This is a genomic window from Marinobacter sp. MA (assembly GCF_048298425.1).
Taxonomy (GTDB): domain Bacteria; phylum Pseudomonadota; class Gammaproteobacteria; order Pseudomonadales; family Oleiphilaceae; genus Marinobacter; species Marinobacter salsuginis.
Genome location: NZ_CP103058.1, coordinates 1,516,026 through 1,541,664, shown reverse-complemented (window position 1 = coordinate 1,541,664; position 25,639 = coordinate 1,516,026). Strand labels below are relative to the sequence as shown.

The following is a 25,639-nucleotide window of genomic DNA, read 5'->3' as shown; positions in this document are numbered from 1 at the left end:
CGCCATTAAATAACCTTAGTTAACTCGCAAGTAGGCTCTCACACGAACCTTAAATGAACTTGAAATCCGGAAAATATTTTAGATACGTCGGTCTCGCCATATTCAGCGATCACGCTCGACCCTACATGGAAAACTTATGCTCGAAGCCCACACCAAATGTGGAGTCCTCAGAGTCAGCCAGGTCCGCCTCCACCTGAGACACGTAAGCATAAACCTTACTCTTGCTTGCCAGTTTATAATCGAACCCCAAGGCCAACAGGGTTAGCTCCTCGTTTGTTGTCTCGGCTTCTGTCAGTCCGTACTGAGCCTTGATCTTCCAACGCTCAAGGTTAACGGCACCGCCAACCAGATAAGACGTATCTTCTCCAGGGCCATCGCTTTCTTCTGCCAACTGGTAAACTGCGCCGATCTCGAAGTTGCTTAATCGGACCTTCCCTACGGTTCGCAGGATATTGAGACGACTATCGCCACTTGAATCGGCTTCCAGTGAATCGTCGATATCAGAATCGTAGGCAATACTTCCGTAGAAACGATCATTCTCAAACGTAAAAGAGCTGGAAACTGCATCCGCAGGTCCGTCGTTCTCTGCACCAGCTGACTGCTCTTCACCCGGGATGACGGCAACACTGACGCCCACAGCATCGAACAGACGTGGGGAACTGTATTGAACAATGTTGCTGGTCCGATTTTCACCAGCCATGATATTTTTTATATCCGCCTGTAGGTCGTTGAACTGGTCAACCTTGCCCTGCGCTGACTTTAAAGGTGTGTCAAATTTTCCCGCAATCAGTGCACCGAGGTTCGCCTGTTTGAAGCCGCCGTATATATTACGCTGCGAGAAGGTTTGGCCATCTTTATCTCCATCATCAATCGATATTTCAAATTCCGCCTTGTATATCGCCTCCAGGCCTGCGAGGTCGGTATCGAACGCCCCTTTTACACCAAGACGGGAAGCATTGCTCTGAAGCTTCCAAGTATCGCTATTACCGTCGTCCTGGTTTTCATACGAAACATTGGCTTTGCCGTACAGGATAGGACCGTCCGCCGCGAGTGCATTTATTGAAGTAACGACAAATCCACCAAACACGAACATCGATAGACACTTTTTCATGGACACCTCTTCAGATTAGATAGATTCAAAATGACACTTGAAGTCTTTCAAATGCTGAGAAGATGGTGCTTTGTATCTGTTGCAAAATTATTACATTGAAATATTTTTTCTTTTATTTTCAACAATATAAAATTAAAACCTTCTATTATATCCTTTGACACTGAATTGAACTTGAATATAAGCAGCCGTTTTCGTACATCGCGTTGTGAGCATGAAAGCGATTCCCATCTGACCCCAGATTCATCCCCGGAACCTTCCAAAAGCGACTCACAATGAATCGCGGCAGGGATTGCGGTTGCGCGATAAAGATCATGATGGCCAATTGATACTCGGCGCGATGCGCGGTCACCTCGGCTCTCGGCAGTCAATTCAAGGCCGAATGGCTTGTTAGTGAAGCGTTTAAGAGCTGAATAAAATGCGCGCTGGCGTGACTTGAAGGAAAAGCAGCCAAGCATTCCCGTTCTCTCAAATGTCATCAGCACATCGGTAACCGGGTTGAGACCGGCGTGATAGAAGCTGAAGCATTCCAGTGATAGCTCCTGCGGTAAGCCATGAAGTTCATCCAGAAAAACCGGAACACAGATGCTGCTTCCCAACCCGCCTTCGAACCTTCTATAACGGACGTCCCAAAAACGGGACTGTGTCCATCCGCCATTATACTTCCACCCCTGGCGATCAGCGGCACTCAGGATGTCGGCAACACCGCCCCAGCCTATGTCGGTGGATCGATAACGCCCATACATCTGAATATCCTTCACTGTCCCCGGAGAGGCCTGACAAAGCCATCGAGCCAGCCACCCGGGCAGCCCCGGATCAGCACCTGCATCCAGTACAAATCGGCTGTCGCTGGTCTCGATGAGTGTCCGCATGCCTTGGAATACCTCAAGCTTGCGCGGATTTGGAGTGATATCGATGTAGTCGGCTCGATTCGCGATACAACCGTGAACCAGATTCTCAAGAGCAGACACGGAAAGGTCACATGCCACAATAACGACATCTTGCTCATGCGAGCATTGCCTGGCCTGTGCAGCGTCAGCCACATCAATTGATCTGGCGTTGAAACGACCTGTGACACCGGCTTCGCGATCTAACTGTTCCGCTCGTTTACGCCCTTTTTCCAGTGAACGCCCTGCCAAGACAATATTGCCGTCGATCCGTTGCCCCAAGAAAGTCGCAGTAGCGGTCCCGGCAGCTCCGTAGCCACCAAGGACAAGTACGCTCTTGTCGCCCTGTCTCATCGTTTCTCAAGCTCCCTTTTGACGTACTCCAACTCAACCCGGGTGTGTTGCGCAGCGTCTGACTCGATGCCCATAAAGGCTGACATGAACCAACTCAAGGCTCTGCCTTTAAAGGAATCGGGGAAGACACCGTATACCCGGTGAGAGAGACGCCATCCTTTCTCAGAGTTGGTCTTTTCAATTCGTAAATCTCCCCCCTCGAACACGTCAACGATATCGATCCCCAAAAGGCTGTAGGTAGTTTCGGCTGACCATCTGTAGCGTGTTGGCGGAAAGACGTCGTACACACGCCCGTCCAGAACCCCTTTTATTCCACCAACCGTTTCAACCTGGAGAAATCTAAGCCCGTCAACAAATCCCGTACCGGGTCGGCTCGTTATCTCAGTCAAAATATGAGCGTCATTTGCTCGGTGAAAGATGCCTTCGAAATCCGTCACTGCCCCCCAAATCTCCGTGCGGGGCGCATCAACAACAACGCTCTCGGTAACATCCACTTTCCGAAGATCAAAGCCTGCAAAGATCAAGAGTCCGACGAGCATAAAAGTTGCGCAAGCCATTATCATGCGGTTCATACCAAGCCCTCTTTTTCTTCAGATCAGACATCCCTAAACCCTTTAGCAACTACAGGGTCAAATAGAGATCTAACGCAGAAAGTTCGATCAAGAGCTTAGATTGTTCGGAGCGATTGAACGCGTTCGCCATAGCTGATGAAGAGCATTCTGTGCTGAATGGGCGAGAGCGCACTTTAAATAATTGGACGCTTTGCCTGACCGGGGATAAAGAATCTAGCAACTGATGCAAGGTTCGAAACAGTAATTCATATAGAGATGTTCAGTCCCCCAATTCAGCCACACGCTTGGTGGTCGAGTTGGGGGCGAGTGCCACGTCAAATCACTGCACGTTCAAATTTTTCTGGTGTTGCAACATCTGCTCCATCATCAGCTGCATTTGATCCATGCGCTCTTGCATCATCTGAATTTGTTGCTCGTTAGACAGACTACCACCATTTTTTGATTTACCGCCGCCGTTCATCAGGTGCTGACCTCCCATCATGTCGTTTTGTCCACGCATCATGCCAGGTCCCATCATGCCGCGATGCATATAATCCATTTGTTCTTGCATCGCCTCCCTGTGTTCTCGCATCAATCGTTGCCGCTCTTGCGGTGATGCTTCATCAGGTATGCGTTGCATCAGCTGGTTCATGTGAGACCAGTTCTGGTGCATCTGCTGCATTTGCTCCTGATCCATCATCATGCCGGGACCATGCCCTTGCCAGGGGCCTTGGTCACCATGCGCTATTACCAATGCTGGAAAAACCAATAGCGCAGCGGTTGCAGCAAGCCCTTTAGATGAAATCATAAAGTTATCCCCCAAAAATGAGATGCCCACTCCATTTCACTTATCATTGTAGATCTTTATCCAGATAAACGCCGATCTTAACGACTAGAGTAAATTAGTCATTGACCCTGTAGTAACTACAGGGTTTTAAATTGCATCATTTGTACGAGAACCGGAGCCGAGAAAATGAGCAACACCTGTGACGGACAGTGTGGCAGTGAGGAAGCTGGCACAGATAATTACACTCGGAACCCCGTTATCACCACACATGGAGCCCAGATCAGCACCTACAAAGTGCCAAAAATGGACTGTCCTTCGGAAGAGCGAATGATTCGAATGGCGCTCAATGGCTTTGACAACATTCGGTCACTCTCATTCGACCTATCGAATCGAAATCTGGAAATTATTCATCAAGGCGAAGCCGGACCTATTACGAGCAAGCTGGAAACCCTGGGGCTGGGCGCTTCCTTGCAGAAGTCAGAAGAGGCCAGCGCTGAATCCGTCAGATCGGCTGAGTCGTCTAATGCCAACGAAACCGAGGAATCCGGCACTTTATGGATACTGCTGGCAATCAACGGTCTGATGTTTCTGGTCGAAATGACGATGGGCCTGATCGCCCAGTCCGCTGGCCTGATTGCTGACTCGCTAGACATGCTTGCCGACGCTGCCGTCTACGGTCTTGCGCTTTACGCCGTCGGGCATGGCATCAAAATGCAGGTCAGAGCGGCCCATGTTGCTGGCATTCTCCAGCTCATCCTTGCCGTCGGTGTACTAGTTGAGGTTGGCAGGCGTTTTCTGTTCGGCAGTGATCCGCAGTCGCTGATGATGATGGCCGTCGCATCTGTGGCCCTTATTGCCAACGTCAGTTGCCTGCTCCTGATCGCCAAACACCGTGAAGGCGGTGCTCACATGAAAGCCAGCTGGATATTTTCGGCCAACGACGTGGTCATCAATCTAGGGGTTATCCTCGCAGGGCTTCTTGTCGCCTGGACCGGCTCCAACTACCCGGATCTGGTTATTGGCGGCATTGTGGGAGGCATTGTACTCATCGGTGCCAAGCGCATACTTGCACTAAAAGGATAATTCGATGTCTGGAGACCGTTCTCGCTTTTTTACGCTGAACTTTCTCGGCTTTTCCACGCTGATAGCGTTGGCTGACCAGGCCATTAAATGGCTGGTCCAGCAATCCATGGCTTACGGGCAATCGGTTGAGATCACTTCTTTCTTTAATTGGGTGCACGTATGGAATAAAGGCGCTGCCTTTAGTCTCTTCGCCGATGGCGGGGGCTGGCAGCGATACTTTTTTATCGCAATAGCCGTTGTCGTCTCAGCTGTTCTGGTCAAATTGATTCGGGACAGCCATCAACGAACAGAAGCCCTAGCTTACGCCATGGTTCTTGGAGGCGCACTGGGAAATGTCATCGACCGAGTTTTTCGAGGCCACGTTGTCGATTACCTGGATTTCCATTGGCAATCCTGGCATTGGCCGGCGTTCAACCTTGCCGACGTGTTCATCGTCCTGGGCGTGATCATGATTTTGGTCACGGGCTTCACAGCCGAGAAAGGTGTTGGGAACAACACGAAAAATCGCCAGAATGACTAGTTTTCGCGCGGTCGCAACACTCGCTAAGCCCTCTGAGTCCGGCTTAGCGAGTGTTGCGACTACGTTTAATTGAACAGCAACGACCAAGGAGAAAACAATGGGCCACGAGCATGTTCACATGTCACCGGATACTAAGGATAAGAGAGTTGCAGTAGCTATCTGGGCGAACGGTATCCTAACCTTGGCTCAGATCGCTGGAGGGATCTTCGCTGGCAGCTTGGCGCTGATAGCCGACGCTATACACAACTTTTCGGATATGGCGTCACTATTTATTGCATTTGCGGCGCGGAAGATTGCACGCCGCCCGGCCGACTCGAAGATGACCTTTGGCTACGGGAGAATTGAGATTGTTGCGGCACTTATAAATTACACCACTTTGATTATGATCGGGGCATATTTAATCTACGAAGGTGGCATGCGATTCCTAGATCCCCCGGAAATCAAGGGCTGGTGGGTAGTTTGGCTTGGCATTATCGCATTGGTAGTGGATGGTTTGACCGCGTTGCTCACTTACTCCATGCAAAAGGACAGCGTCAACATCCGTGCGCTGTTTCTACACAACTTGTCTGATGCGTTTGCGTCAATTGCAGTCGTTGTAGGCGGCGCCCTGATTCTCCTGTACGACATGCGTTGGGTTGATCCCGCGATCACAATTGGTATCGCAAGCTATATTCTCTACCTGGGCTTAACGGAAATCGGCGGAACCATCCGGACACTCATGCTGGGTAGCCCAGTGGATATCGACACAGATTCTGTCATCGAGGCTTTATCAAACGTAGAAGGCGTTTTAGACCTTCACCACGTACATTTCTGGCAGATGGGTGAGCATGATGCCTCCCTCGACGCCCATGTGGTGGTCGAAATAAGTGCATGGAATGAACTTGAAAAAGTCAAGGGCCGGATAAAACGAACTTTGGATAACGAGTTCAGCATCACTCATTCAACATTGGAGTTTGAACACCCTGATCACAGTCACAAAGATGCCCATACTTATGGCCATGGCTAACAGGGCTGCTGAAATGGGTGCCGTGTGGCAGATCGACTGCGAATGGCCGACATGCCACACGGTTAAGAACACCTTATGCGAGACGTAATTGAACGCCATCAGGTCTGGGCCTACCTCATCGCTGTTTTTTCCGGCCTCATTGCCGGATGGACCTCTTCCCTCGGCGACAGGGTGCAGGAGTGCCAGAGCACCCGAGCCATTGCGGCAACGCCGGTTCTGTTGATTGCTCAACTGGCTCTTCTTGCACTTTACCTCTGGCTTTTCCTGGGCAATCAGTTCGACGTAAATCTTGAGCTTGGGCGACACCTCCTGCCGGCCTTTGTCGGGCTGCTTGTTGTCCCCCTTATCCTGGCATTTCTGACTGAAAAATGGGCGGAAAAGTCCGAAAAAGCCACCGGGTTGATTCGCTTCATGGGTCTGATGCCGGTCCCTCTGCTGACAGTCGTACTTTTCATCATCTCAATGACACAAGTCAGCCAGATCGACAGTACCGGCCCACTTATCTGGCCCTTGATGATTCTGTTTCCGGCCTATTTGCTAGCTGAGGCTCCGGTTGGAAAGACTCTGCGCCGGGTCTTTCGATTACCGGTAGCAACCGGTCGCACCGTCATTTTCAGCCTTGGCACCCGCAACTCCTTCGTGGTTTAACCTCTGGCATTGTCGCTACCAGAGGCCTGGGCCGCGGCTGTCGTGGTGATTGTCGTGCAGTCCCTGGTGGAACTTATTGATATGATGTTTTATCTGAGGTGGCTTCCCAATCGGCTGCTACCGAATACCGGAAAATCTGACACTCGTTAAACTTATCTAAAATAGGAAGATCTTACGTGCGTACCCGAACCCTGGTCACAAGCCTCGTTCTTTTTTGTCTGGTTGTCTTCGCGGCCGCTTTCGTTTATTACGATCGTTCTCAAGGCATTGATGAACCCGCCGTTGTTGAAAAAACGCCGCTGGTGAGAGATTACTCTCCCGTTATCGGCCCTGAGGACGCGCCGGTAACCATTGTCGAATTCTTCGACCCATCCTGCGAAGGCTGTCGCGCCATGCATCCCTATTTGAAACAGATTCAGGCTGCATACCCGGACAACGTGCGTCTGGTCCTGCGCTACGTATTGTTTCACAAAGGCTCGGAAGAGGCCGTCAGAATTCTGGAAACCGCCCGCGAACAGGGGATCTACGAGCCGGTGCTTGACGCTGTCATGGAAGCCCAACCCCAGTGGCATGACGATCCAAAGGTCGCCGCAGCATGGGATGCGGCGGAGTCAGCCGGGCTTGATTTAGAAGCCGCCCGGGCCGGTATGAACTCGCAGGAGATTGACCGCATTATTCAACAGGATGCGGCTGACGTGAAAGCGGTTGGAATTTCTGGAACCCCAACCTTTTACGTCAACGGGGACACCTTAAGTCGGCTGGGACCCCAAGAACTGTACGACCTTGTCACCTCCAAGGTAGAGTCGCCTCAATAACAACTTCAGAACCGGCAACGCTATGTCACTGCTTGACTACTTATTACCTTACGATTTCTCGCCGCTGACCATACTGAGCTACATGCTCGTGATGGGGTTCTATGGCGTTGGGCTATTTCGGATGCCGGAACAGGACCGGCCAGGCGCACTGCGGATCTTTGCGTTCACCCTGGGGGTGATGATCTGTTATGCGGTGATGCAGACCCGCTTCGATTACTACGCGCAATACATGTTCTTCGTCCATCGGGGCCAGCATCTGATCCTTCATCATATTGGGCCTATCCTGATCGCGCTTTCCAATCCCTTGCCGGTCATGCGGTTCTGGTTTGAAAAAATCAGCCCAGGCTGGAGGCGCACGCTCCGGCCTCTGGGTTGGTTTTATCAGGTCCTGCAACAACCCTTCATCGCCCTATTCCTGTTTGTCGGGCTCATTTATTTCTGGCTGTGGCCATCAATCCATTTCGACGCCATGCTCAGCCGGGATCTGTACTGGGTCATGAACTGGAGCATGTTACTGGATGGCCTGCTGTTCTGGTGGTTGATCTTCGACCCGCGACCGCCTGCGATCACCTCATCGCTGGGGTATGGCAGACGCATGTTGGTTCTGGCTGCCGCAGGTGTGCTTCAGATGTTTCTTGGGGCGTGGATCGTGTTCTCACGTGACATGGTCTACGACGTTTACGAAGTCTGTGGCAGGGCCTGGCCGCTGGACCCGGAAGTCGACCAGCTCCTGGGCGGCATGCTGACCTATATCCCTCCCGCTATGATGAGCATCCTTGGCATTCTTCTGATGCTTCGGCGAGCCATGCATCAGGACGGAAAATATGCCAATCAATCCAAACCACTTGAGGAAACAGCGTCATGAGAACTCGCTTCTGGCGACAGCGCACCAACATCATATCGGCGACCTTAACGCTGATTGCATCCCTATTGCTGACTGGTTGCTTTGCCAATGACGAGGAAGACTGGAACGGTAAAAACATCAGTGGCTTGATGCCTGAGCTGGAATTCGACCTGATCAATAGCCAGGGCGAGTCGGTATCTGGCGAGGATTACAGTGGACGGGTGAGAATGCTGTTTTTCGGGTTCACCTCGTGCCCCGATGTTTGCCCAACCGCCCTGCAAAAGCTCAATCAGGCAACCACTGGCCTGGCCCCGACGCTTCAGGATGAAGTACTCACTTTGTTCGTGAGTGTCGATCCGAAACGTGACACGCCTGAGCGCCTCGCAAAATACGTGGATTTTTTCGGTGACAATATTGTAGGACTCACTGGAAATGAACCCCAGCTTCGTGAACTCGCAAAACGATATAGAACCACCTTCGGTTATGACGAACCTGACCCCGATGGAAATTATGCGGTGTCACACAGCAGCGCGATTTATGTATTTGATCGCGAGGGTAACCCCCGCCTTTTAATTCGGCCCGATTTGAGCGGGGAAGAAATTCGGCATGATCTCGTTGCTCTTATTCAGGAGGATTCCTGACTGAATAGACTGTCCCAACTCGAATTGGGACAGTCCTGATTGGCGGGCAGATACAAATTGGTTAAGCAGAGCCGGAGAGTGTCTCAATAATTCGGCAATCCATAATAACCCCGCCTTCACAACACGCACTCAGTCTTTCCAACTCGTGTTCCATCGCACGCAAATCTTTCAGTCGAGAGCGCACCTGTTCCAACTGTTGTTCAACTTTGGCGTCTACTCCAGCGCAGGACTCCTGATGTCGATCTGCTAGCGACAGCAGCTCTCGAATATCGTCAAGGCTGAAACCGAGCCCCCGGCTTCGTCGGATAAACAGCAGCCGCGAATAATCCGCTTTGGCGTACAGTCGATATCCGGAGTCCGAGCGGATCGCTTTCGGTAACAGTCCAATTCTTTCGTAGTAGCGGATGGTTACGGGCTTGATGCCCGTATCATCAGCCAACCGACCGACCGTGTAGGTTTTTTCGCTCATCATCATTGACCTTATAGTTACTATAACCCCTATTGTATCGTTGTATTGCAAATACTAGGAGGGTTCGTCGTGGATAGCTGCTGTGAAAACAAGGCCGGTGAACTGGCACAATTGCGAGCGAGCCAAAGCCGGGTGCTTTACATTGCGCTTGCCATAAACGCAGTGATGTTTGTGGTGGAATTCAGCGCCGGCTGGATTGCAAGCTCTACCGCGTTGCTGGGCGATTCGCTGGATATGTTCGGCGACGCGTCTGTCTATGCACTGACACTGTTCGTGCTGGACCGAAGCCGTCGCGCGCGTGCCGGAGCGGCTTTGTTCAAAGGCGGCTTTATGCTGTTGTTCGGGCTTGTTGTTGTCGCCGATGCCATCCGCAAGCTGGTGATACAGGAAGTGCCGGCCGCCGAGTGGATGGGCGCTGTCGGCGCTCTTGCTCTTTTTGCAAACGGCGTTTGTTTTGTGTTGCTCTACCGTCATCGTGCGGACGACCTCAACATGCGTTCCACCTGGATGTGTTCCAGGAACGATCTGTTCGCCAACAGCAGTGTCATCATTGCGGCTGGATTGGTCGCCCTCACCAATACCCTCTGGCCGGACATCATTGTGGGCCTCGCCATTGCTGCGCTTTTCCTGCATTCCGCCTGGCAAGTCATCAGTGAAGGTATGGGGGAATGGCGTGCCGGTGGCGCAGAATCCGCCAACCAATCGGACGAAGGTGAGGTCGCCACTACCGGAGACAACTGCTGTTCTTCATCGCAAAGCACGTGTGGCAGTGCATCGGAAGAGCCATCCCGGTGACCAACAATAACCAGGTGATTCCATGGGGGCTGCTGCTGTCGGCCTGGCTACTGGCGTTGGTGTCCTCGCTTTCAGCCATCTACATCGGGGAAGTTCTCGGGCAGGCTCCGTGCGTTCTGTGCTGGTTTCAGCGCGCCTTCATGTTTCCGTTGGCGGTGATTCTCGCAGTCGCCTGCTACTACTCGGATTTCAACGTTTGGCGCTACGCTATGCCGCTGGCTGTTATTGGCTCCCTGTTCGCTCTGGCCCACTCACTGCTTTATGTGGGGATAATTCCACAACCCATTCAGCCCTGCACGGCCACTGGCCCGTCCTGCTCGGGTGACGGAATGACGATATTTGGTGGGCTGCCGCTTCCGTTTCTATCGCTGGCCATTTTCGTTGCCATCATAATTCTGCTCTTGCTTGTCCGTCGGAGAATTCATTCATGAATCGTCGTGCCATCGTTGTTGTCGTGTGTCTCGTGCTGATCGCAGCCTTTTCGGCCGCTGTCTTGTTCAAGCCACAGCCCCAGCAGCCTCAAAAAACGGCCACCACCGGTGAAAAGTCTGTTGTCGCTTCCGAACCGATCGCGAACCAACAAGCATTGGTACGCTTCCATTCGCCCACATTCGGGCCTGCCGACGCACCGGTGACCATCGTTGAGTTTTTCGACCCCTCCTGCGAAGCCTGCCGGGCGTTCTACCCCATCGTGAAACAGATTCTTGCTGAGTATCCAGGTCAGGTGCGCCTTGTTTTGCGTTACACACTGTTCCATCAGGGTTCCGAGGAAGTCTCCAGAATTCTGGAAGCAGCTCGCCTGCAAGATGTCTATGAACCGGTGCTGGAAGCTGTGTTGGAGGTGCAGCCTGCCTGGCACGACGACCCGAAGGTTGCCAAGGCATGGGGAGCGGCCGAGGCAGCCGGTCTGGACCTGTCCCAAGCCCGTGAGGATATGCAATCCGAACGGATAAGCGCCATCCTTGATCAAGACATGCAGGACGTCAAAACCATCGGCGTTCGGGGCACCCCGACTTTTTTCGTGAATGGCCGCCAACTCACGGAGTTTGGTCCCAAACCGCTACTTCGCCTTGTTCAGGAGTCGCTCCCAGACGCACAGCAATAGCGACCGGTGTCGATTAAAACACGGATGGGCTTGATGCCCTCCACCGTCAACTGAACTCAGAAAGTTGAGGACTCACGGAAATGCCAGATCTTGCGACATGGGGAATGCTGGCTGCTTTTTTTGGCGGCCTGGTGTCTTTTTTCTCACCCTGCACTCTGCCGCTGGTTCCGGGGTATCTCTCGGTCGTTACGGGCGGCACCGTCACAGACCGTTCGAGTCGACTGCAATCTCTGTGGCTCAGTATCTGTTTTGTCCTTGGATTCAGTGTGGTGTTCATCGCTTTTGGTGCCAGCGCTAGTCTGCTCGGTCAGTGGCTGATGGCCTACCGGCAGGAAGCCAATCTGGTGGCGGGCATTCTGATCGTGCTGATGGGGCTATTTATGCTGGGCTGGTGGAGCATGCCCGCGCTACAGCGCGACTGGCGCTTTGGGCAAACCCTTGAGGGTGGACGGCCCACGGCAGCGTTTCTTCTCGGTTTGGCCTTTGCCGTCGGATGGACACCGTGTATTGGCCCGATATTGGGCGCTATCCTGGCTCTCAGTTCCACCCATGCGAATGCTGAAACCGGCATGCTGTACCTGGCCGTTTATTCGCTGGGGTTGGCAATTCCATTTTTGGCAACGGCTCTATTTATTGAGCACTTTCGGGCGCGAGTGCGCTGGATGAGCCGCTGGAGTCAGTCACTGAGAATTCTGGCAGGGCTGGTTCTGGTTGTTATGGGGGTAATGGTGCTGACGGGACAGATGACCCGGTTTGCATCATGGATGTTATCCGCATTTCCGGTACTCGGAAGACTCGGTTGATCCCGGGCAAATCTTTGCCCACCACTCAGCTGGCCGATAAGGCAGGAGAACCGAGCAGTGAACAGTGAACTCAAGGCGTTCTATCTGACAGAACTGGCAGCAGCCGCTGATGCAGACAATCAGGGCGATGTCGATACAGCGTTCAGACATCTTGAACGGGCTCATATTCTGAGCCAGAAGTTCGCGTTAGCGCACACGACAACACATTTGCGCATGCTACGGCTCGGCTGGCACACGCGCGATGCTCGCGAGGTTCTCGGTCAGCTGGCTCGGGCCTTCGCTGCGTTGCTGGTTTCACGAATCTGGGTTCCTGTCGGCAATACGGGACGTGCCAACGTCAGCGCATTTGAACCGATGGCGGTGCCGGAAGACTTGGCGATTGTTCTGGGACACCAGAAGCCTTCCAACACGTAACTGAAGGACACCACTTTATGATCACACCCTGCTTCCAACACCACACAAAGCGCTTTGCATCCATTGCATTAATGATGCTGGCAATCCTCCTTGTTGGCTGCATGGGCGATGATGCGCCGGATTGGCACGGAACAGACATCAGCGGCGTGATGCCCAAGCTTGAATTCGATTTGATCGACAGTCAGGGAGCACCGGTTTCAGGCGATGATTACAGTGGTCAGGTACGAATGCTGTTTTTCGGATTTACCTCTTGCCCTGATGTTTGCCCCACTGCTCTGCAAAAACTCAGTCAGGCCGTTAGCGGCCTGAGCCCGGAAAACCAGGAGGAGGTACTTACGCTGTTCGTCAGCGTTGACCCTCAGCGCGATACGCCCGAGCGCCTGGCAGAGTATGTCAATTTTTTTGGTGAAAGGATCGTCGGGCTGACCGGCAAAACCTCTGACCTACGCACACTTACCCAGCGATACCGGACCACGTTCGGGCATGAAGAACCGGACGCAGAAGGTGATTACGCCGTCACTCACAGCGGCGCAGTTTATGTGTTTGATCGTGAGGGTAATCCACGCCTGCTTATCCGACCGGAAGATTTAAGCGCTCAAGCCATTCGGCAGGACCTTGTTGCCCTTCTTGAAGAAAGTTCCTGAATGACTGAAGGATTCGATAGTGTTCTTTGCAAGGGCGTTTGTAAAGACCCTGTTCGACAATCCTCAAGTCCGATAGTCTCCACGCATTCCTGTTCGCATGAGGCACAATAATCGCTGGCGCATTTTCCTTCCATCTCTGCCGTGCAATGATTTAGCGTTTCCAACTTGTTCCGGCAATGATACCGGATGAAATGGATGCGATTTGCCTGGAGGCACTGGAGGAAGCCCTGACTCGAATGTTCGCTTTTGTTTAAAAGCTTGGATTTATGTTGGGGCCCTTGCCACTCCTAGCCTATGAGTGAACTTACCTCGGTTCAGATTCCCCTCACTGGCTCATCTCGTCGCGGCAAAAAGTCCGCTTTCCCGATGAAAGCGTGGCCAGAACTCCGACGTATGTCGCCATAATAATGTGGCAGCTTGGGCTAGACTGGAACGTCAAGAACACACTCAGACTTGCAGCGTAGACGACTACTGTCACAGGAGGAACAAAAATGACTGACGGTCATTTTCCACCTGGCCGCAAATCGAACCGTCACAAGCCTTGGCACATATTTGTCACATATACGTCACAGGGGATTTTTGCCGGCCCAAACGCAAAAAAGGCAGACCAGTAACTAACTGATCTGCCTTTCTTAAATATGGTAGCGGGGGCTGGATTCGAACCAACGACCTTCGGGTTATGAGCCCGACGAGCTACCAGACTGCTCCACCCCGCATCAAAACTGGTTGTTGATGGGTTTGCCCCGATCAACGTGCGCGTATATTAAGGATTGGATGCACCACTGTCAATCAATATCTTCGAAAAGATCGGTTCGATATTGCAGTTGCTCTGGCTCTGGCTTTGGCTCTGGCGCCACTTTCTCGCGATAGAAGCCCACCTGCTCGATCACTTCCTGTACCGGGCGAAACGAGCGGCGGTGCTCGGAAGTCGCACCGAGACGGCGCAGGGCTTCCAGATGGATCGGTGTTGGGTAGCCCTTGTGCTGTGCCAGGCCGAAACCAGGGAAACGCGTCTCCAGCGCTTCCATTTCCCGGTCACGGGTTACCTTGGCAATGATGGAGGCGGCGCTGATGGCTTCGACCCTGCTATCACCCTTCACAACAGGCTCCGATGGCCAGTGCCACTTCGGACAGCGGTTACCGTCCACCAGAACGTATTCGGGGGCGATCGCCAAACCTGAAACCGCACGCTCCATGGCCAGCATCGTGGCCTGATAGATGTTCAGCTCATCAATCTCATGGGCCTCGCACCGGCCTATGCTCCAGGCTTTGGCATGCTCCAGGATCTCCCCATAGAGCGCGCTGCGGCGTTTGTCAGTAAGCTTCTTTGAGTCCGCGAGGCCGGCAATCGGCCGGTCCGGGTCCAGAATCACCGCCGCCGTTACGACAGCCCCAATCAGCGGACCCCGACCGACCTCGTCGACACCAGCCAGGAGAGAGCCCGTATAGCTGCATTCGAACGGCGGCAATGGCTTTTTCGGCATCAGCGGGCACCCTGCTCTAACAGGTCAGAGATCGCCTGGGCGGCTTTTTCATCAGCACCCTGCCTCAAGGTGTGGTGCAAGTCAGTAAAGGCTTCTTTGAGCCGAACCCGCTCTTTAGTGTTTTCCAGGCGCTCGAGCACTGCGGCGCCCAGACTCTCCGCCGTGGCGTCGTCCTGAAGCAGTTCCGGAACCAGCTGGCGCTTGGCAAGCAAATTGGGCAACGCGACGTGAGGTACCTTGACCAATTTCGACAACAGGGCATAGCTGAATCCGCTCAAGCGATAGCCCACGACCATCGGCTTTTTCAACAGCATCGCTTCCAGCGTTGCAGTTCCCGAAGCAAGCAGCACAACATCGGAGGCGGCCATCACGTCTCGGGACCTGCCTCGCACAATCGTGACTGACAGTTTCACCTCGAGCGCATCAACCAGATCCCGCACCTGTTTTTCGCGATCCCTGTTTACACAGGGAATCACCAGTTGAAGATCCGGGCGTCGCTCCTGGATCCAGCGAGACGCTTCCAAAAACAGGGTGCCGAGTCTTTCCACCTCCCCTGCCCGGCTGCCCGGCAGGACGGCAAGTACCGACGCTTCGAGGTCTATACCCAGCGACTCCCGCATCTTGAGGGTATCCGGTTCCATGGGAATGCGATCGGCTAGGGGGTGACCCACGAACGCCACGGGCACGTGGTGTTCCTCATAGAAACGAGCCTCAAACGGGAACAGGGTCAGCATAAGGTCGACGGACTTGGCGATTTTAAAAATCCGCTTTTGCCGCCAGGCCCACACGGATGGGCTGACATAATGGACAGAGAGGATACCGGCCTCGCGACAGCGTCGCTCGATAGCCAGCGTAAAATCCGGGGAATCAATACCAATGACCACGTCCGGCGGAGTCGTGAAGAAATAGTCCAGCACTCGGGCCCGGATGCTGAATAGTTCGCGAATCCGACCCAGGACCTCAACCAGGCCCATGACCGAAAGGCGCTCCATCGGCACCAGCGAGTGAAAACCTTCAGCAACCATCTCCTCTCCGCCAATTCCGACGAAACGGGCACGGGGATAACGCTGCCGGAGGGAACGAATCAGCCCGGCACCGAGGATATCCCCCGATGCCTCGCCGGCAATGATACCGAATGTGATTTTGCGTTCGCTGATGATCGCGTGAGAAAGATCTGTCACCGACAGGCTCCTGCCGGGTTAGCGGATGATGCCGCGGTGTGCTCCACGCAGGGAGTCAATGAGCGGGCGAATCTCCGCGACATCGGAATAGGATTTCTCGAGTTCTTCAACGGCCTGTTCGGTCGTGAGCCCCTGGCGGTAGATGACCTTGTAGGCACGGCGTAAGGCCAGCAAAACATCTTTACTGAAACCGCGGCGCTTGAGGCCTTCGACGTTCATGCCATGAGGTTCCGCTGACTGACCACTGGCCATAACGTAGGCGGGAATATCCTTGAGTACGATGCTGCCACCGGCCGCCATGCTGTGGGGGCCAATATGGCAAAACTGGTGAACCATGGTGCCACCACCGAGGATCGCAAAATCACCGACCGAGACATGGCCCGCAAGGGTCGCGCAATTGGCCAGGATGGTGTTATCCCCCACAATGCAGTCGTGGGCGACATGCACATAAGCCATGAGAAGGTTACCGCTGCCAATGCGGGTTTCGCCACGATCCTGGACCGTGCCGCGGTGGATGGTGCAATTCTCGCGAATCACATTGTTGTCACCAATCACCAACGTGGTCGGCTCGCCGGCGTATTTCTTGTCCTGACACTCTTCACCGATACTGGAGAACTGGAAGATGCGATTGTTCCGGCCAATGACCGTAGGCCCTTTAACAACAACGTGCGACAGGATCTCTGTGCCATCGCCGATTTCCACATCCGGACCAATGTAACTCCACGGCCCGACGGTGACGTTGTCCCCGAGCCTGGCTGACGGGTCTACAATTGCCTGAGGATGGACTCCCGACCAGTCATTTGTCGCCATCAAACTTCTCTCTCAGCGGTCAGAATCTCTGCCACGCAAACGACTTCTCCGTCGACCAGAGCGCGACACTCGAATTTGTATATACCCCGTTTACCAGAAATAAATTCCGACTCCATGCACAGTTGATCCCCTGGCAATACCGGGCGTTTGAACCGGGCCTTGCTCGAACCGGCCAAGTATTGTACCACGCCGTCAGAAGGTTTCCGGCCCACAGTCACAAAACCGAGAATGCCGGATAACTGCGCCATCGCCTCAATGATCAAGACGCCCGGCATGATGGGATTATTCGGGAAGTGGCCCTGGAAGAACGGCTCGTTAAACGAAATATTCTTGTAGCCCTTGATCGATTTTCCCTTTTCGACCTCAGTTACCCGATCCACCAGCAAAAACGGGTATCGGTGTGGAAGGTACTCCAGAATTTCGTCGATGTTCATCATGTTGATCGGCCTCAGCCCTCTAATTTCTTTTCGAGTTCTTTTACCCGTCGCGCCAGAACATCCAACTGCCGGAAGCGCACTGCATTCTTGCGCCACTGACGGTTGGTATCGGCACTCGTGCCTGATGAATAGACACCGGGCTCCCGGATGTCACCGGTTACCAGCGTCATACCGGTCAGATGAACCTGATCGGCGATCTCAAGATGGCCAGCAACGCCGGATGCGCCACCGAAAACACAGTGCCTGCCAATGCGGGTGCTGCCGGCAATGCCAACCATAGCCGCCATGGCACTGTGCTCGCCTATGCATACGTTATGGGCAATCTGGATCAGGTTATCGAGCTTCACACCGTCGCCAATCACGGTGTCATCCAAAGCCCCGCGATCGATAGTGGTGTTGGCGCCCACTTCCACATCATTCCCGAGAACAACGCGCCCGAGCTGTGCAATACGGTGCCAAACGCCCTTCTCGTTAGCGAAACCGAAACCGTCGGAGCCTATCACAGCACCGCTGAGTATGTGGCAACGTTCGCCAATAACCACGTCGTGAGCCAGAGTCACCCGGGGCCGAATCAGAGTCCGGGCTCCGATTCTGGCGCGGGCTCCAACAATCGAGCCGGCTCCAACAACAACCCTCTCACCAATGTCTGCCCCGGCTTCCACGACCGCATTCGGGCCTATGCTGGCATCTTCAGCAATAATCGCTGACGGGTCTACTACTGCGGATGGGTGAATGCCGGGCGAAGCAACAGGGGCGGGGTCAAACCAGTGGCTCAACCGAGCATATCCGAGATAGGGGTTGTCCAGTAACAGGACGTTGGTCGGAGCCTCTTTCGCCGAGGCAGGTGCAACAATAACGGCCGAAGCACGCGTTTCTGGCAGATATTTACCATAGGAAGGATTCGCCAGGAAGCTGATCTGACCGGGACCAGCCGCCTGCAACGTCGCCAGACCCGAAACCTTTACATCAGGGTCACCCCGTAGCTCCGCACCAAGGGCATTGGCAATTTCCCCAAGGCGATAGGACCTTTCTGTCATTGCGAACTCCCAAGCAACGATCAGGGCACCGGGGTGCCCGTCACAGATTAACGGTTCAGTTTTTCAAGAAGCTGAGAGGTCAGATTCATTTCAGGCTTTACATAGACAACCGCTTCGCTTGGCAGGATAAGGTCGAGGTTGTTCTCCTCAAGAAGCTCCTTGACCGCTGCGTCCACCTCGGGACGAGCCTGCTCCAGAAACGCCTGTTTGCGCTGGTTCACCGTTGAATCCAGCCGCTGCTTGAGAAAGTTGAACTCCTTTACCTTCTCCTGGAACTCTCCCGCCAGCTTGTTACGCTCGCTCTCGTTCATCATGGCTCCGTCTTTTTCAAGGCGTTCCTGGAGCTTGCGAGCTGCTTCCTGGGCTTCACGGACGCGGGCTTCGTCCCCGGCAAAATCCTTCTGAAGCGATTCGCTGAATGTCTTGGCATCGTCAGACGAGAACAGTGCCTGACGCAGATCGACTACACCAATCCGGGTTTCGGCCATCGCCGGGAATGAAAACGCCATAATCACAGCAGCGAACATCAAAACAAATCGGGACATTGGTTTTCTCCTGATTTTCATCCGTCGATTATTATTATCCATGCTTTAGAAGGTCTGGCCCAGCGAGAACTGGAACACCTGTGTGTCGTCGCCAGCTTTGTCGTTCAGAGGGTAAGCGAGACTGAATGCCAATGGGCCAACAGCCGTTATCCACTGGAAGCCGACACCGGCTGCCATCCTGATTTCGCTCAGTTCCGGATCGAACCCCCTGGCTGTATCAAACACCTGGCCGGCATCCAGGAAGAATGCCGTTCTCATTGAGCGGGTATCGCCAGCAAACGGCGTCGGGAAGATCAGTTCCAGACCACCCTCGGTCAAAAGGTTGCCGCCAAACGGATCCGGATCCGAAAGGTCGTTTACGTTATTCGTTGCCCTGAGCCCCAGCGAGTTGGCTTCGTATCCACGAACCGAACCATAACCACCGGTGTAGAAGTGCTCGTAGAACGGCATCTGGCTGCGATCACCATAGCCATCGCCGTAGCCGATCTCTGACCGTGCCCGGAAGACCCAGCGATTATTATCGGTCACAGGGTAGTAGAAATCCGTTTTGTGTGTGGCTTTGTAGAAGGTCAGATCACTACCCGGCACCGCAACATCCAGGGACAGTGAGTGGCTGTAACCATCAGTCGGCAACACGCCACGGTTCAGAGTACTGCGACGCCAGCTTCCGAACAGGAAAAAGTTGGTGAACGAGTCGCCTTCCTCATCAATGAATTCACTCACCTCCTGTGACGTGAAGAGGCCTTCCTTCAGATTCGACTGCGTGACACCGGCACCAAAATTCAGGCGGGTAATACTGTCCGTGGGATAGCCGAAGGTAACGCGGCCGCCGTACTCATCCAGCAGGAACGATGAAATATCTTCCTCTTCGTAGTCAGTCTCCCGGGCGAATACACTGAACCCGCGGCTCACGCCATCAACGGTGTAGTAAGGGTCCAGATAGGAGATGTTTGCGCTCTTGATGGAGTCACTGACATTCACGCCGAAAGATACCCGCTTACCGGTACCAAAGAAGTTATTCTCAGAGACATTGGCACCGAGAATCACACCCGAATCCTGGGAAAAGCCAATGGAGGCCGAAAGGCTGCCTGTTGGCTGCTCCTCCACTGAGTAATTGACGTCCACCAGGTCGTCGGTGCCAGGTACCGGGACGGTGTCCACGTTAACAGTCTGGAAGAAGCCAAGACGTTCCAACTTGGTCTTGGAGAACTCGATTCGGTCGGAAGACGCGACACCGCCCTCCATTTGCGTCATTTCCTGGCGCAGGACATCATCGCGTGTAGACACGTTGCCATCGAAATTGATTCTTCGCACGTAGGCCCGTTTGCCAGGCTCCACAAAAAACGTGACTGCGGCTGTGTTATTTTCGCCCGGCTCCGGAACGGCATTGACGTTGGCAAAGGCATAGCCCTCCCGGCCAAGCCGGAATGCCAGGGATTCGGAAATTGCTGTCATGCGGGACCGGGAGAATACATCACCTTCCTCGACCGGAATCAGCGAGCGCAATTCCTCCTCTCCCACGATCAGCTCACCGCGAAGGTTAATTTCGGAAATGGTGTACTGGGGACCTTCATTTACAGCGATCGCAATGAAGACTTTTTGCTTGTCCGGAGAAATCGAAACCTGGCTGGACTCGACGTTGAAATCGAGATAGCCCCGATCAAGATAGAATGACCGAAGCGACTCCAGATCGCCGCTCAGACGTTCTCTGGCGTATTTGTCCGCGTTGGTTATCGAGTTCCACCAGCTCGTGCTCTGCAGCTCGAACAGATCCTGCAGCTCCTCGTCGGTGAAATCCCGGTTGCCAATGAGATTGATGTGGTGAATCGCGGCAACAGAACCTTCATTGATATCCAGACGAATCGAAACCCGGTTTCTCGGAAGCTCTTCCGCTGTTGCCTTTACCCGGGCATTGTAGCGGCCCTGAGCAATGTATGAGCGCAGTATTTCAAGCTCCAGACGCTCGAGGGTCGCACGCCGGAACACCTGGCCTTCCTGAAGCCCGGCCCCTGCCAGCGCGTCCATCAACATCTCGGTTTCAATGTTCTTATTGCCCTCGATCTCGATATCACTGATGGAGGGACGCTCTCGAACCGTCAGAATGAGTACACCAGCTTCCCGGCTGGCCTCAATGTCGGTAAAAAGCCCGGTCCGGAACAGCGATTTGATCGCATCAGCCAGCTCGGTCTCGTCCACCTGTTCACCAATATTGACAGGGAACGCAGAAAAAACAGTACCCGCAGATACCCTCTGCAGGCCTTCAACCTCAATATCCGCAACAGTGAACTGATCAGCAAGTGCTGGCTTCAGGCCGGACACGGCCACAGCGAGGCCAACGGCTACACTTAGAAGAGAACGTCTCATTCAAATATTTCGCCTGGTTAATGCGCGTAAAGAGCTCGCAATTCTCACAACCGCATCAGGTCGTTGTAAAGAGCAAACACCATTAATGTGAGGATCATTGCCATACCAATTCGTAATCCAAACGCTTGAGCCTGCTCGGAAAGCGGCTTTCCCCGGAGGGCTTCGATGGTGTAGTAAACGATATGACCACCATCCAGTACCGGTACAGGCAGAAGGTTCAAAATGCCCAGACTTACGCTCAGATAAGCAAGAAAACGCACGAAATCTTCGAATCCGGAGCTGACGCTGGCCTCTGCAACCCGGGCAATGGTTATCGGACCACTGAGGTTTGTGGGCGACAACAGTCCGGTGACCATTTTCTTGATGGCCACGAGCGTAAGACGGGTGTCCGCCCAGGTTTCGCTGAGGGCTACCGGGATGGCAGCGAACGGACCGTAGCTGACATCCCGCAGAACTTCCTCTGGCCACGAGATCGCCTCCACGCCTGCCCCGACGAAACCGATAGACTCGCCACTTTCCTCGGTCCTTGCTTCCGGGGTCACGCTCAGGGATTGTTCCGAGCCGTTGCGCTCCACAGTGACCTGAAGTGTCTGCTCCGGAGCGTTGCGAATGAACTCTACCAGCTCAAACCAGCTGCCGATCGCCTCGCCATTCACGGCAACGATGCGATCTCCGGGCTGCAACCCGGCTGCCTCTGCACGCCCACCCTCGGAAATCTGACCCAATACAGGCGGCACTGCGGGCCGCCATGGCGTGATGCCAAACTCAGCCAGCGGGTTGGGCGTATCATCACTCAGGCCCCATCCTGAAAGCTCACCGCTGACGGTTCCCCGGGCGCCATCCTCGGACACCTCCATGGAGATCGAACCATGCTCGCCAGTCCGCTCGAGGATGCGCATGTTCACATCACGCCAGGAACTGACCCGATGGCCATCCACGGCGTGAATCTCCATGCCTTCCTGCAGCCCCACCCGCTCGGCCACGCTCTCGTCGGCAATCTGGCCAACAATGGGCGCAACGTGGGTAACGCCAACCACGCTTAATAGCCAGTAAGCAAAAATGGCAAATATGAAATTGGCTACGGGGCCAGCCGCGGCAATGGCAATACGTTGGCCGGGCGGCTTGGACGTGAAGGCCTGGTCTCGGAGTTCCTCGGGTACCGGCCCCTCGCGCTCATCAAGCATCTTGACGTAGCCACCCAGTGGAATGGCCGCAACCGCGAACTCGGTTCCATGCTTGTCATACCAGGAAAACATGGGTTTCCCGAAACCCACCGAGAATCGGAGCACTTTTACCCCGCACCGCCGGGCCACCCAGAAATGACCGTATTCGTGTAAGGTCACGAGGATGCCGAGGGTAAGCGCGAGTGCGAGGACGGTTTCAATAATCTGCATAGCGTTCCTGATTGAATGGCTTCAGCCGGGCAGCCTAAGGCTGCGACTATCAGACAGTTAACAGACCTATCTGTTCCCGCGCACGACCCCGTGCCTCTTTATCCTTGGCAAAAATGATCTCAAAGCTGTCTGCTGGCTCAACGGCGGTCGCAGCGAGCGTTCGCTCTATGATAACGGGGATATCCGAAAAACACAGGGTACCGTCGAGAAAAGCGGCAACCGCCACTTCATTGGCCGCATTCAGAACCGCAGGTGCAGTGCCGCCCGCCTCGAAAGCTTCCGCAGCAAGACGCAGACAGGGGAAACGCCCCAGATCCGGGCGTTCGAAGTGAAAGCGCCCGATAGCGAACAGATCCAGGGGGGCAACTCCGGCATCAATGCGCTCGGGCCAGGCCAGGCCGTTGGCAATCGGTGTTCTCATATCCGGACTGCCAAGCTGTGCCAACACGGATCCATCGGCATATTCCACCATGGAGTGGATGATACTCTCTGGATGAACATGCACCTCGACTTTCTGAGGTGTTGTGTTGAAAAGCCAGCAGGCTTCAATCAGTTCCAGGCCCTTATTCATCAAGGTGGCGGAGTCTACGGAAATCTTTTGCCCCATGGACCAGTTGGGGTGGGCACACGCCTGGGCCGGAGTTACCGACCGGAGATCTTCAGCAGAGTGCTCGCGGAAGGGGCCACCGGAGGCTGTCAGCAAGATCCTCGTAATACCGGCACCAGCAGGATCCCGGATCTTGTCTGCCGGCATGCACTGGAAAATCGCGTTGTGCTCGGAATCGATCGGCAGCAGTTCGGCACCGGCCTCGGTCACGGCGTCCATGAACAAATTCCCGGACATCACCAGGGCTTCTTTATTGGCAAGCAGCACCCGCTTCCCTGCCCTTACCGCTGAAAGCGTAGGCGATAATCCCGCCGCGCCAACAATGGCTGCCATCACGGTATCAACGTCAGGCGCCGAGGCTGCCTGACACAACCCATCCAGGCCGGCGAGCACCTCGGTGTCCGGCAAGTCTGCCAGCAGCTCGGAGAGCATATTGGCAGCCTCTGGATCGGCCATGACGGCCACCTTGGGACGGAATTCCCGGCACAATACAGCCAGTTCCTCAGCGCGGGTGCTGGCGGTTAATGCATAAACCGAGAAACGTTCCGGGTGCCTTCGAACAACATCCAGGGTGCTGAGGCCAATGGAGCCCGTGGCTCCGAGAATGCTGATAGAGCGGGTTGCCATAGTCACCAGTGCCCGGTTGTGAGCCAACCAAGTTGGGTAATGATGAGAGCAAAAACCGGAATCGCCGCTGTCAGACTATCAATCCGATCCATAATCCCGCCATGGCCGGGTAGCAACTGACTACTGTCCTTGATGCCCCGATGCCGCTTGAGCATGCTTTCCAGCAAATCACCCAACACCGAAACCAGGCCGGTGGCGAGACTGGCAACAATCAGGAGCAGTGTCTGTCCTGCCCCTGCTGAAGCCAGAAAACTCACCACAATAGCAAAGGCTCCCACGGCCACCAGACCACCCCAGACACCCGCCCAGGACTTACCGGGGCTGACCCGGGGCGCCAACTTTGCTTTTCCAAACGCCCGACCGGCAAAGTAAGCACCGATATCAGCAACCCAGACCACGCAGAACACGTAAAGAATGAGCAGCAGGTTGTTGCTGCTGTCGCCAAACTGGAAGCCACCGGTACGCAGGTGATTCAGGCCAACCCAGGCGGGCACCAGCACGAACAGCCCCATTACGGCTCTGACCGGCAGACTGCCCCATTTATCAGACCCTGCGGGGTAACTGCGAACCAGAAGAAAACAGATGCCCCACCAGAACAGCGCCAGCCAGAGCACCGCCACAAACGGCACGTTGAGAAGCCCGTATAGAATCAGGGCGGTTAGCAGCGCATAACCGATCCGACCAGCAGGATGCCCAATGCCAGACATATTTGCCCACTCCCAGGCACCTATAGAGATGATGGCACCTGTGAAGAGAGCAAACCCCAGCGGAGGGAGAAAGAAGATCCCGCCGATGGCGATCGGGGCGAGAATCAATGCGGTGATAATTCGGGTTTTTAACACGGTTAACGTCGCTATCGTTCGTTATTGTTGTAGAGCCTTGGCCGCTATCTGATCATCTGTCTGGCCAAAACGACGCTGTCGACCGGCATATGCCTGCAGGGCCTTGAGCATCTCTTCCTGCTGAAAATCAGGCCAATACACCGGAGAAAAGTAAAGCTCTGTGTAAGCCAGGTGCCACAGCATGAAGTTGCTGATTCTCTGCTCACCGGCCGTGCGAATCATCAGATCAGGCATTGGCAGGTCACCAATACTGAGGTGCTGCTGGATCAGGTCATCGGTAATATCGGATGGCGCCAAATGCCCGACACGCACCTGTTCCGCCACCTTGCGCGTGGCCTGAGTGATATCCCAGTGTCCGCCGTAGTTCGCTGCAATCACGAGCGTCATCCGGGTGTTGTTGCGGGTCAGCTCCTCCGCCGCTTCCATATGTTCGCGAAGCGCAGAACTGAAGGCGGACCGGTCACCAATTATGCGCAACCGGATGTCGTTACGATGAAGCTTCCGCACTTCGCGCTCGAGCGCGAACAGGAACAACTTCATCAGGGCCGACACTTCGTCCTTGGGGCGCCGCCAGTTTTCACTGGAAAAGGCAAACAGAGTGAGAACTTCCACACCTTCGCGGGCGCAGGTTTCTACCACTGCCCTGACCGCATCCACTCCGGCCTTGTGGCCAGCCACTCCCTTGAGACGACGGGCCTTGGCCCATCGATTATTCCCGTCCATGATGATGGCCACATGCCGGGGTCGGCTGTCTGCCGACACCGGAATCTCTGCGGATACAGTTCCCGTCATGAAATCCCCTGTGCGGCCGAAGCGCTTGATTGCCGCGGCCTTTCA

Annotated in this window: 29 protein-coding genes and 1 tRNA gene; 13 read left to right on the top strand and 17 right to left on the bottom strand. The window is 54.4% G+C overall.

The features are described from left to right. Positions 1–121: 121 nt before the first annotated feature. The 4 genes from NUW46_RS07245 to NUW46_RS07230 all read right to left on the bottom strand — a co-directional run bounded on the left by NUW46_RS07245 (position 122) and on the right by NUW46_RS07230 (position 3,708). The gene (locus NUW46_RS07245) at positions 122–1,111 is read right to left on the bottom strand and encodes a porin (RefSeq protein ID WP_227514626.1); all 990 of its coding nucleotides are present in this window, start codon (positions 1,109–1,111) and stop codon (positions 122–124) included. Between the two features lie 47 nt (positions 1,112–1,158). Further along, positions 1,159–2,349, bottom strand: coding sequence for a saccharopine dehydrogenase NADP-binding domain-containing protein (locus NUW46_RS07240; RefSeq protein ID WP_227510567.1), 1,191 nt, complete (start codon positions 2,347–2,349; stop codon positions 1,159–1,161). Then, positions 2,346–2,921: a hypothetical protein gene (locus NUW46_RS07235; protein ID WP_041644859.1), complete on the bottom strand. Its 576-nt coding sequence runs from the start codon at positions 2,919–2,921 to the stop codon at positions 2,346–2,348. The genes NUW46_RS07240 and NUW46_RS07235 overlap by 4 nt, the downstream gene beginning before the upstream one ends. Positions 2,922–3,240: 319 nt before the next feature. Then, positions 3,241–3,708: a hypothetical protein gene (locus tag NUW46_RS07230; protein WP_041644857.1), complete on the bottom strand. Its 468-nt coding sequence runs from the start codon at positions 3,706–3,708 to the stop codon at positions 3,241–3,243. Between the two features lie 165 nt (positions 3,709–3,873). Between NUW46_RS07230 and NUW46_RS07225 the strand changes: the two genes are divergently transcribed. From NUW46_RS07225 to NUW46_RS07195, 7 genes are all read left to right on the top strand, one after another. Continuing rightward, entirely contained in the window at positions 3,874–4,770 is an 897-nt protein-coding gene (locus tag NUW46_RS07225; RefSeq protein ID WP_014575728.1) for a cation transporter, read from the top strand. A gap of 4 nt (positions 4,771–4,774) precedes the next feature. Beyond that, entirely contained in the window at positions 4,775–5,290 is a 516-nt protein-coding gene (gene lspA / locus NUW46_RS07220) for a signal peptidase II (protein WP_062785137.1), read from the top strand. A gap of 97 nt (positions 5,291–5,387) precedes the next feature. Then, on the top strand, positions 5,388–6,296 hold the full coding sequence (locus NUW46_RS07215; protein WP_041644856.1) for a cation diffusion facilitator family transporter: 909 nt from the start codon (positions 5,388–5,390) through the stop codon (positions 6,294–6,296). A 75-nt stretch (positions 6,297–6,371) separates the two neighbouring features. Further along, on the top strand, positions 6,372–6,944 hold the full coding sequence (locus NUW46_RS07210; RefSeq protein WP_014575725.1) for a hypothetical protein: 573 nt from the start codon (positions 6,372–6,374) through the stop codon (positions 6,942–6,944). A gap of 176 nt (positions 6,945–7,120) precedes the next feature. Beyond that, positions 7,121–7,759 (top strand): DsbA family protein, encoded by a 639-nt coding sequence (locus NUW46_RS07205; protein WP_418141764.1) that lies wholly within the window; start codon positions 7,121–7,123, stop codon positions 7,757–7,759. 22 nt (positions 7,760–7,781) lie between these two features. Beyond that, complete coding sequence (locus tag NUW46_RS07200; RefSeq protein WP_014575722.1) at positions 7,782–8,624, top strand: cytochrome c oxidase assembly protein; 843 nt, start codon at positions 7,782–7,784, stop codon at positions 8,622–8,624. Next, positions 8,621–9,244, top strand: coding sequence for an SCO family protein (locus NUW46_RS07195; RefSeq protein WP_062785139.1), 624 nt, complete (start codon positions 8,621–8,623; stop codon positions 9,242–9,244). Before NUW46_RS07200 ends, NUW46_RS07195 begins: the two co-directional genes overlap by 4 nt. 61 nt (positions 9,245–9,305) lie before the next feature. On the opposite strand, the gene NUW46_RS07190 is transcribed toward NUW46_RS07195, so the two are convergent. Continuing rightward, entirely contained in the window at positions 9,306–9,713 is a 408-nt protein-coding gene (locus NUW46_RS07190) for a MerR family transcriptional regulator (RefSeq protein ID WP_041644855.1), read from the bottom strand. 69 nt (positions 9,714–9,782) lie between these two features. Between NUW46_RS07190 and NUW46_RS07185 the strand changes: the two genes are divergently transcribed. The 6 genes from NUW46_RS07185 to NUW46_RS07160 all read left to right on the top strand — a co-directional run bounded on the left by NUW46_RS07185 (position 9,783) and on the right by NUW46_RS07160 (position 13,474). Next, positions 9,783–10,508, top strand: coding sequence for a cation diffusion facilitator family transporter (locus NUW46_RS07185; protein ID WP_062785141.1), 726 nt, complete (start codon positions 9,783–9,785; stop codon positions 10,506–10,508). Next, on the top strand, positions 10,505–10,939 hold the full coding sequence (locus tag NUW46_RS07180) for a disulfide bond formation protein B (RefSeq protein WP_014575718.1): 435 nt from the start codon (positions 10,505–10,507) through the stop codon (positions 10,937–10,939). The genes NUW46_RS07185 and NUW46_RS07180 overlap by 4 nt, the downstream gene beginning before the upstream one ends. Continuing rightward, positions 10,936–11,613: a DsbA family protein gene (locus NUW46_RS07175; RefSeq protein WP_014575717.1), complete on the top strand. Its 678-nt coding sequence runs from the start codon at positions 10,936–10,938 to the stop codon at positions 11,611–11,613. The genes NUW46_RS07180 and NUW46_RS07175 overlap by 4 nt, the downstream gene beginning before the upstream one ends. Positions 11,614–11,693: 80 nt before the next feature. Beyond that, positions 11,694–12,416: a cytochrome c biogenesis CcdA family protein gene (locus tag NUW46_RS07170; protein WP_041644854.1), complete on the top strand. Its 723-nt coding sequence runs from the start codon at positions 11,694–11,696 to the stop codon at positions 12,414–12,416. A 57-nt stretch (positions 12,417–12,473) separates the two neighbouring features. Further along, the gene (locus tag NUW46_RS07165; protein WP_014575715.1) at positions 12,474–12,830 is read left to right on the top strand and encodes a DUF3703 domain-containing protein; all 357 of its coding nucleotides are present in this window, start codon (positions 12,474–12,476) and stop codon (positions 12,828–12,830) included. Between the two features lie 17 nt (positions 12,831–12,847). Further along, a complete protein-coding gene (locus NUW46_RS07160) occupies positions 12,848–13,474 on the top strand; it encodes an SCO family protein (protein ID WP_041644852.1) in 627 nt (208 codons plus the stop codon). Positions 13,475–14,113: 639 nt separating this feature from the next. Here NUW46_RS07160 and NUW46_RS07155 read toward each other — a convergent pair. From NUW46_RS07155 to uppS, 12 genes are all read right to left on the bottom strand, one after another. Next, positions 14,114–14,190: transfer RNA gene (locus NUW46_RS07155), tRNA-Met, on the bottom strand. A gap of 69 nt (positions 14,191–14,259) precedes the next feature. Then, positions 14,260–14,958 (bottom strand): ribonuclease HII, encoded by a 699-nt coding sequence (gene rnhB / locus NUW46_RS07150; RefSeq protein ID WP_418141762.1) that lies wholly within the window; start codon positions 14,956–14,958, stop codon positions 14,260–14,262. Then, a complete protein-coding gene (gene lpxB / locus NUW46_RS07145; protein ID WP_209398241.1) occupies positions 14,958–16,139 on the bottom strand; it encodes a lipid-A-disaccharide synthase in 1,182 nt (393 codons plus the stop codon). Before lpxB ends, rnhB begins: the two co-directional genes overlap by 1 nt. An 18-nt stretch (positions 16,140–16,157) precedes the next feature. Further along, on the bottom strand, positions 16,158–16,949 hold the full coding sequence (gene lpxA / locus NUW46_RS07140) for an acyl-ACP--UDP-N-acetylglucosamine O-acyltransferase (protein ID WP_069184895.1): 792 nt from the start codon (positions 16,947–16,949) through the stop codon (positions 16,158–16,160). Beyond that, entirely contained in the window at positions 16,949–17,386 is a 438-nt protein-coding gene (fabZ, locus tag NUW46_RS07135; protein WP_069184896.1) for a 3-hydroxyacyl-ACP dehydratase FabZ, read from the bottom strand. The genes lpxA and fabZ overlap by 1 nt, the downstream gene beginning before the upstream one ends. An 11-nt stretch (positions 17,387–17,397) precedes the next feature. Next, on the bottom strand, positions 17,398–18,423 hold the full coding sequence (gene lpxD / locus NUW46_RS07130) for a UDP-3-O-(3-hydroxymyristoyl)glucosamine N-acyltransferase (RefSeq protein WP_153637474.1): 1,026 nt from the start codon (positions 18,421–18,423) through the stop codon (positions 17,398–17,400). A 47-nt stretch (positions 18,424–18,470) separates the two neighbouring features. After that, positions 18,471–18,968, bottom strand: a complete 498-nt coding sequence (locus NUW46_RS07125; RefSeq protein WP_136631745.1) for an OmpH family outer membrane protein — start codon at positions 18,966–18,968, stop codon at positions 18,471–18,473. Positions 18,969–19,013: 45 nt separating this feature from the next. Then, on the bottom strand, positions 19,014–21,332 hold the full coding sequence (gene bamA / locus NUW46_RS07120) for an outer membrane protein assembly factor BamA (RefSeq protein ID WP_136631746.1): 2,319 nt from the start codon (positions 21,330–21,332) through the stop codon (positions 19,014–19,016). Positions 21,333–21,376: 44 nt separating this feature from the next. After that, a complete protein-coding gene (rseP, locus tag NUW46_RS07115) occupies positions 21,377–22,726 on the bottom strand; it encodes an RIP metalloprotease RseP (RefSeq protein WP_069184900.1) in 1,350 nt (449 codons plus the stop codon). A gap of 49 nt (positions 22,727–22,775) precedes the next feature. Beyond that, positions 22,776–23,960 (bottom strand): 1-deoxy-D-xylulose-5-phosphate reductoisomerase, encoded by a 1,185-nt coding sequence (gene ispC / locus NUW46_RS07110; protein WP_418141761.1) that lies wholly within the window; start codon positions 23,958–23,960, stop codon positions 22,776–22,778. A 2-nt stretch (positions 23,961–23,962) separates the two neighbouring features. Next, entirely contained in the window at positions 23,963–24,802 is an 840-nt protein-coding gene (locus tag NUW46_RS07105) for a phosphatidate cytidylyltransferase (RefSeq protein ID WP_418141760.1), read from the bottom strand. Between the two features lie 21 nt (positions 24,803–24,823). Beyond that, positions 24,824–25,594 (bottom strand): polyprenyl diphosphate synthase, encoded by a 771-nt coding sequence (gene uppS / locus NUW46_RS07100; protein WP_069184903.1) that lies wholly within the window; start codon positions 25,592–25,594, stop codon positions 24,824–24,826. Between the last annotated feature and the right edge of the window lie 45 nt (positions 25,595–25,639).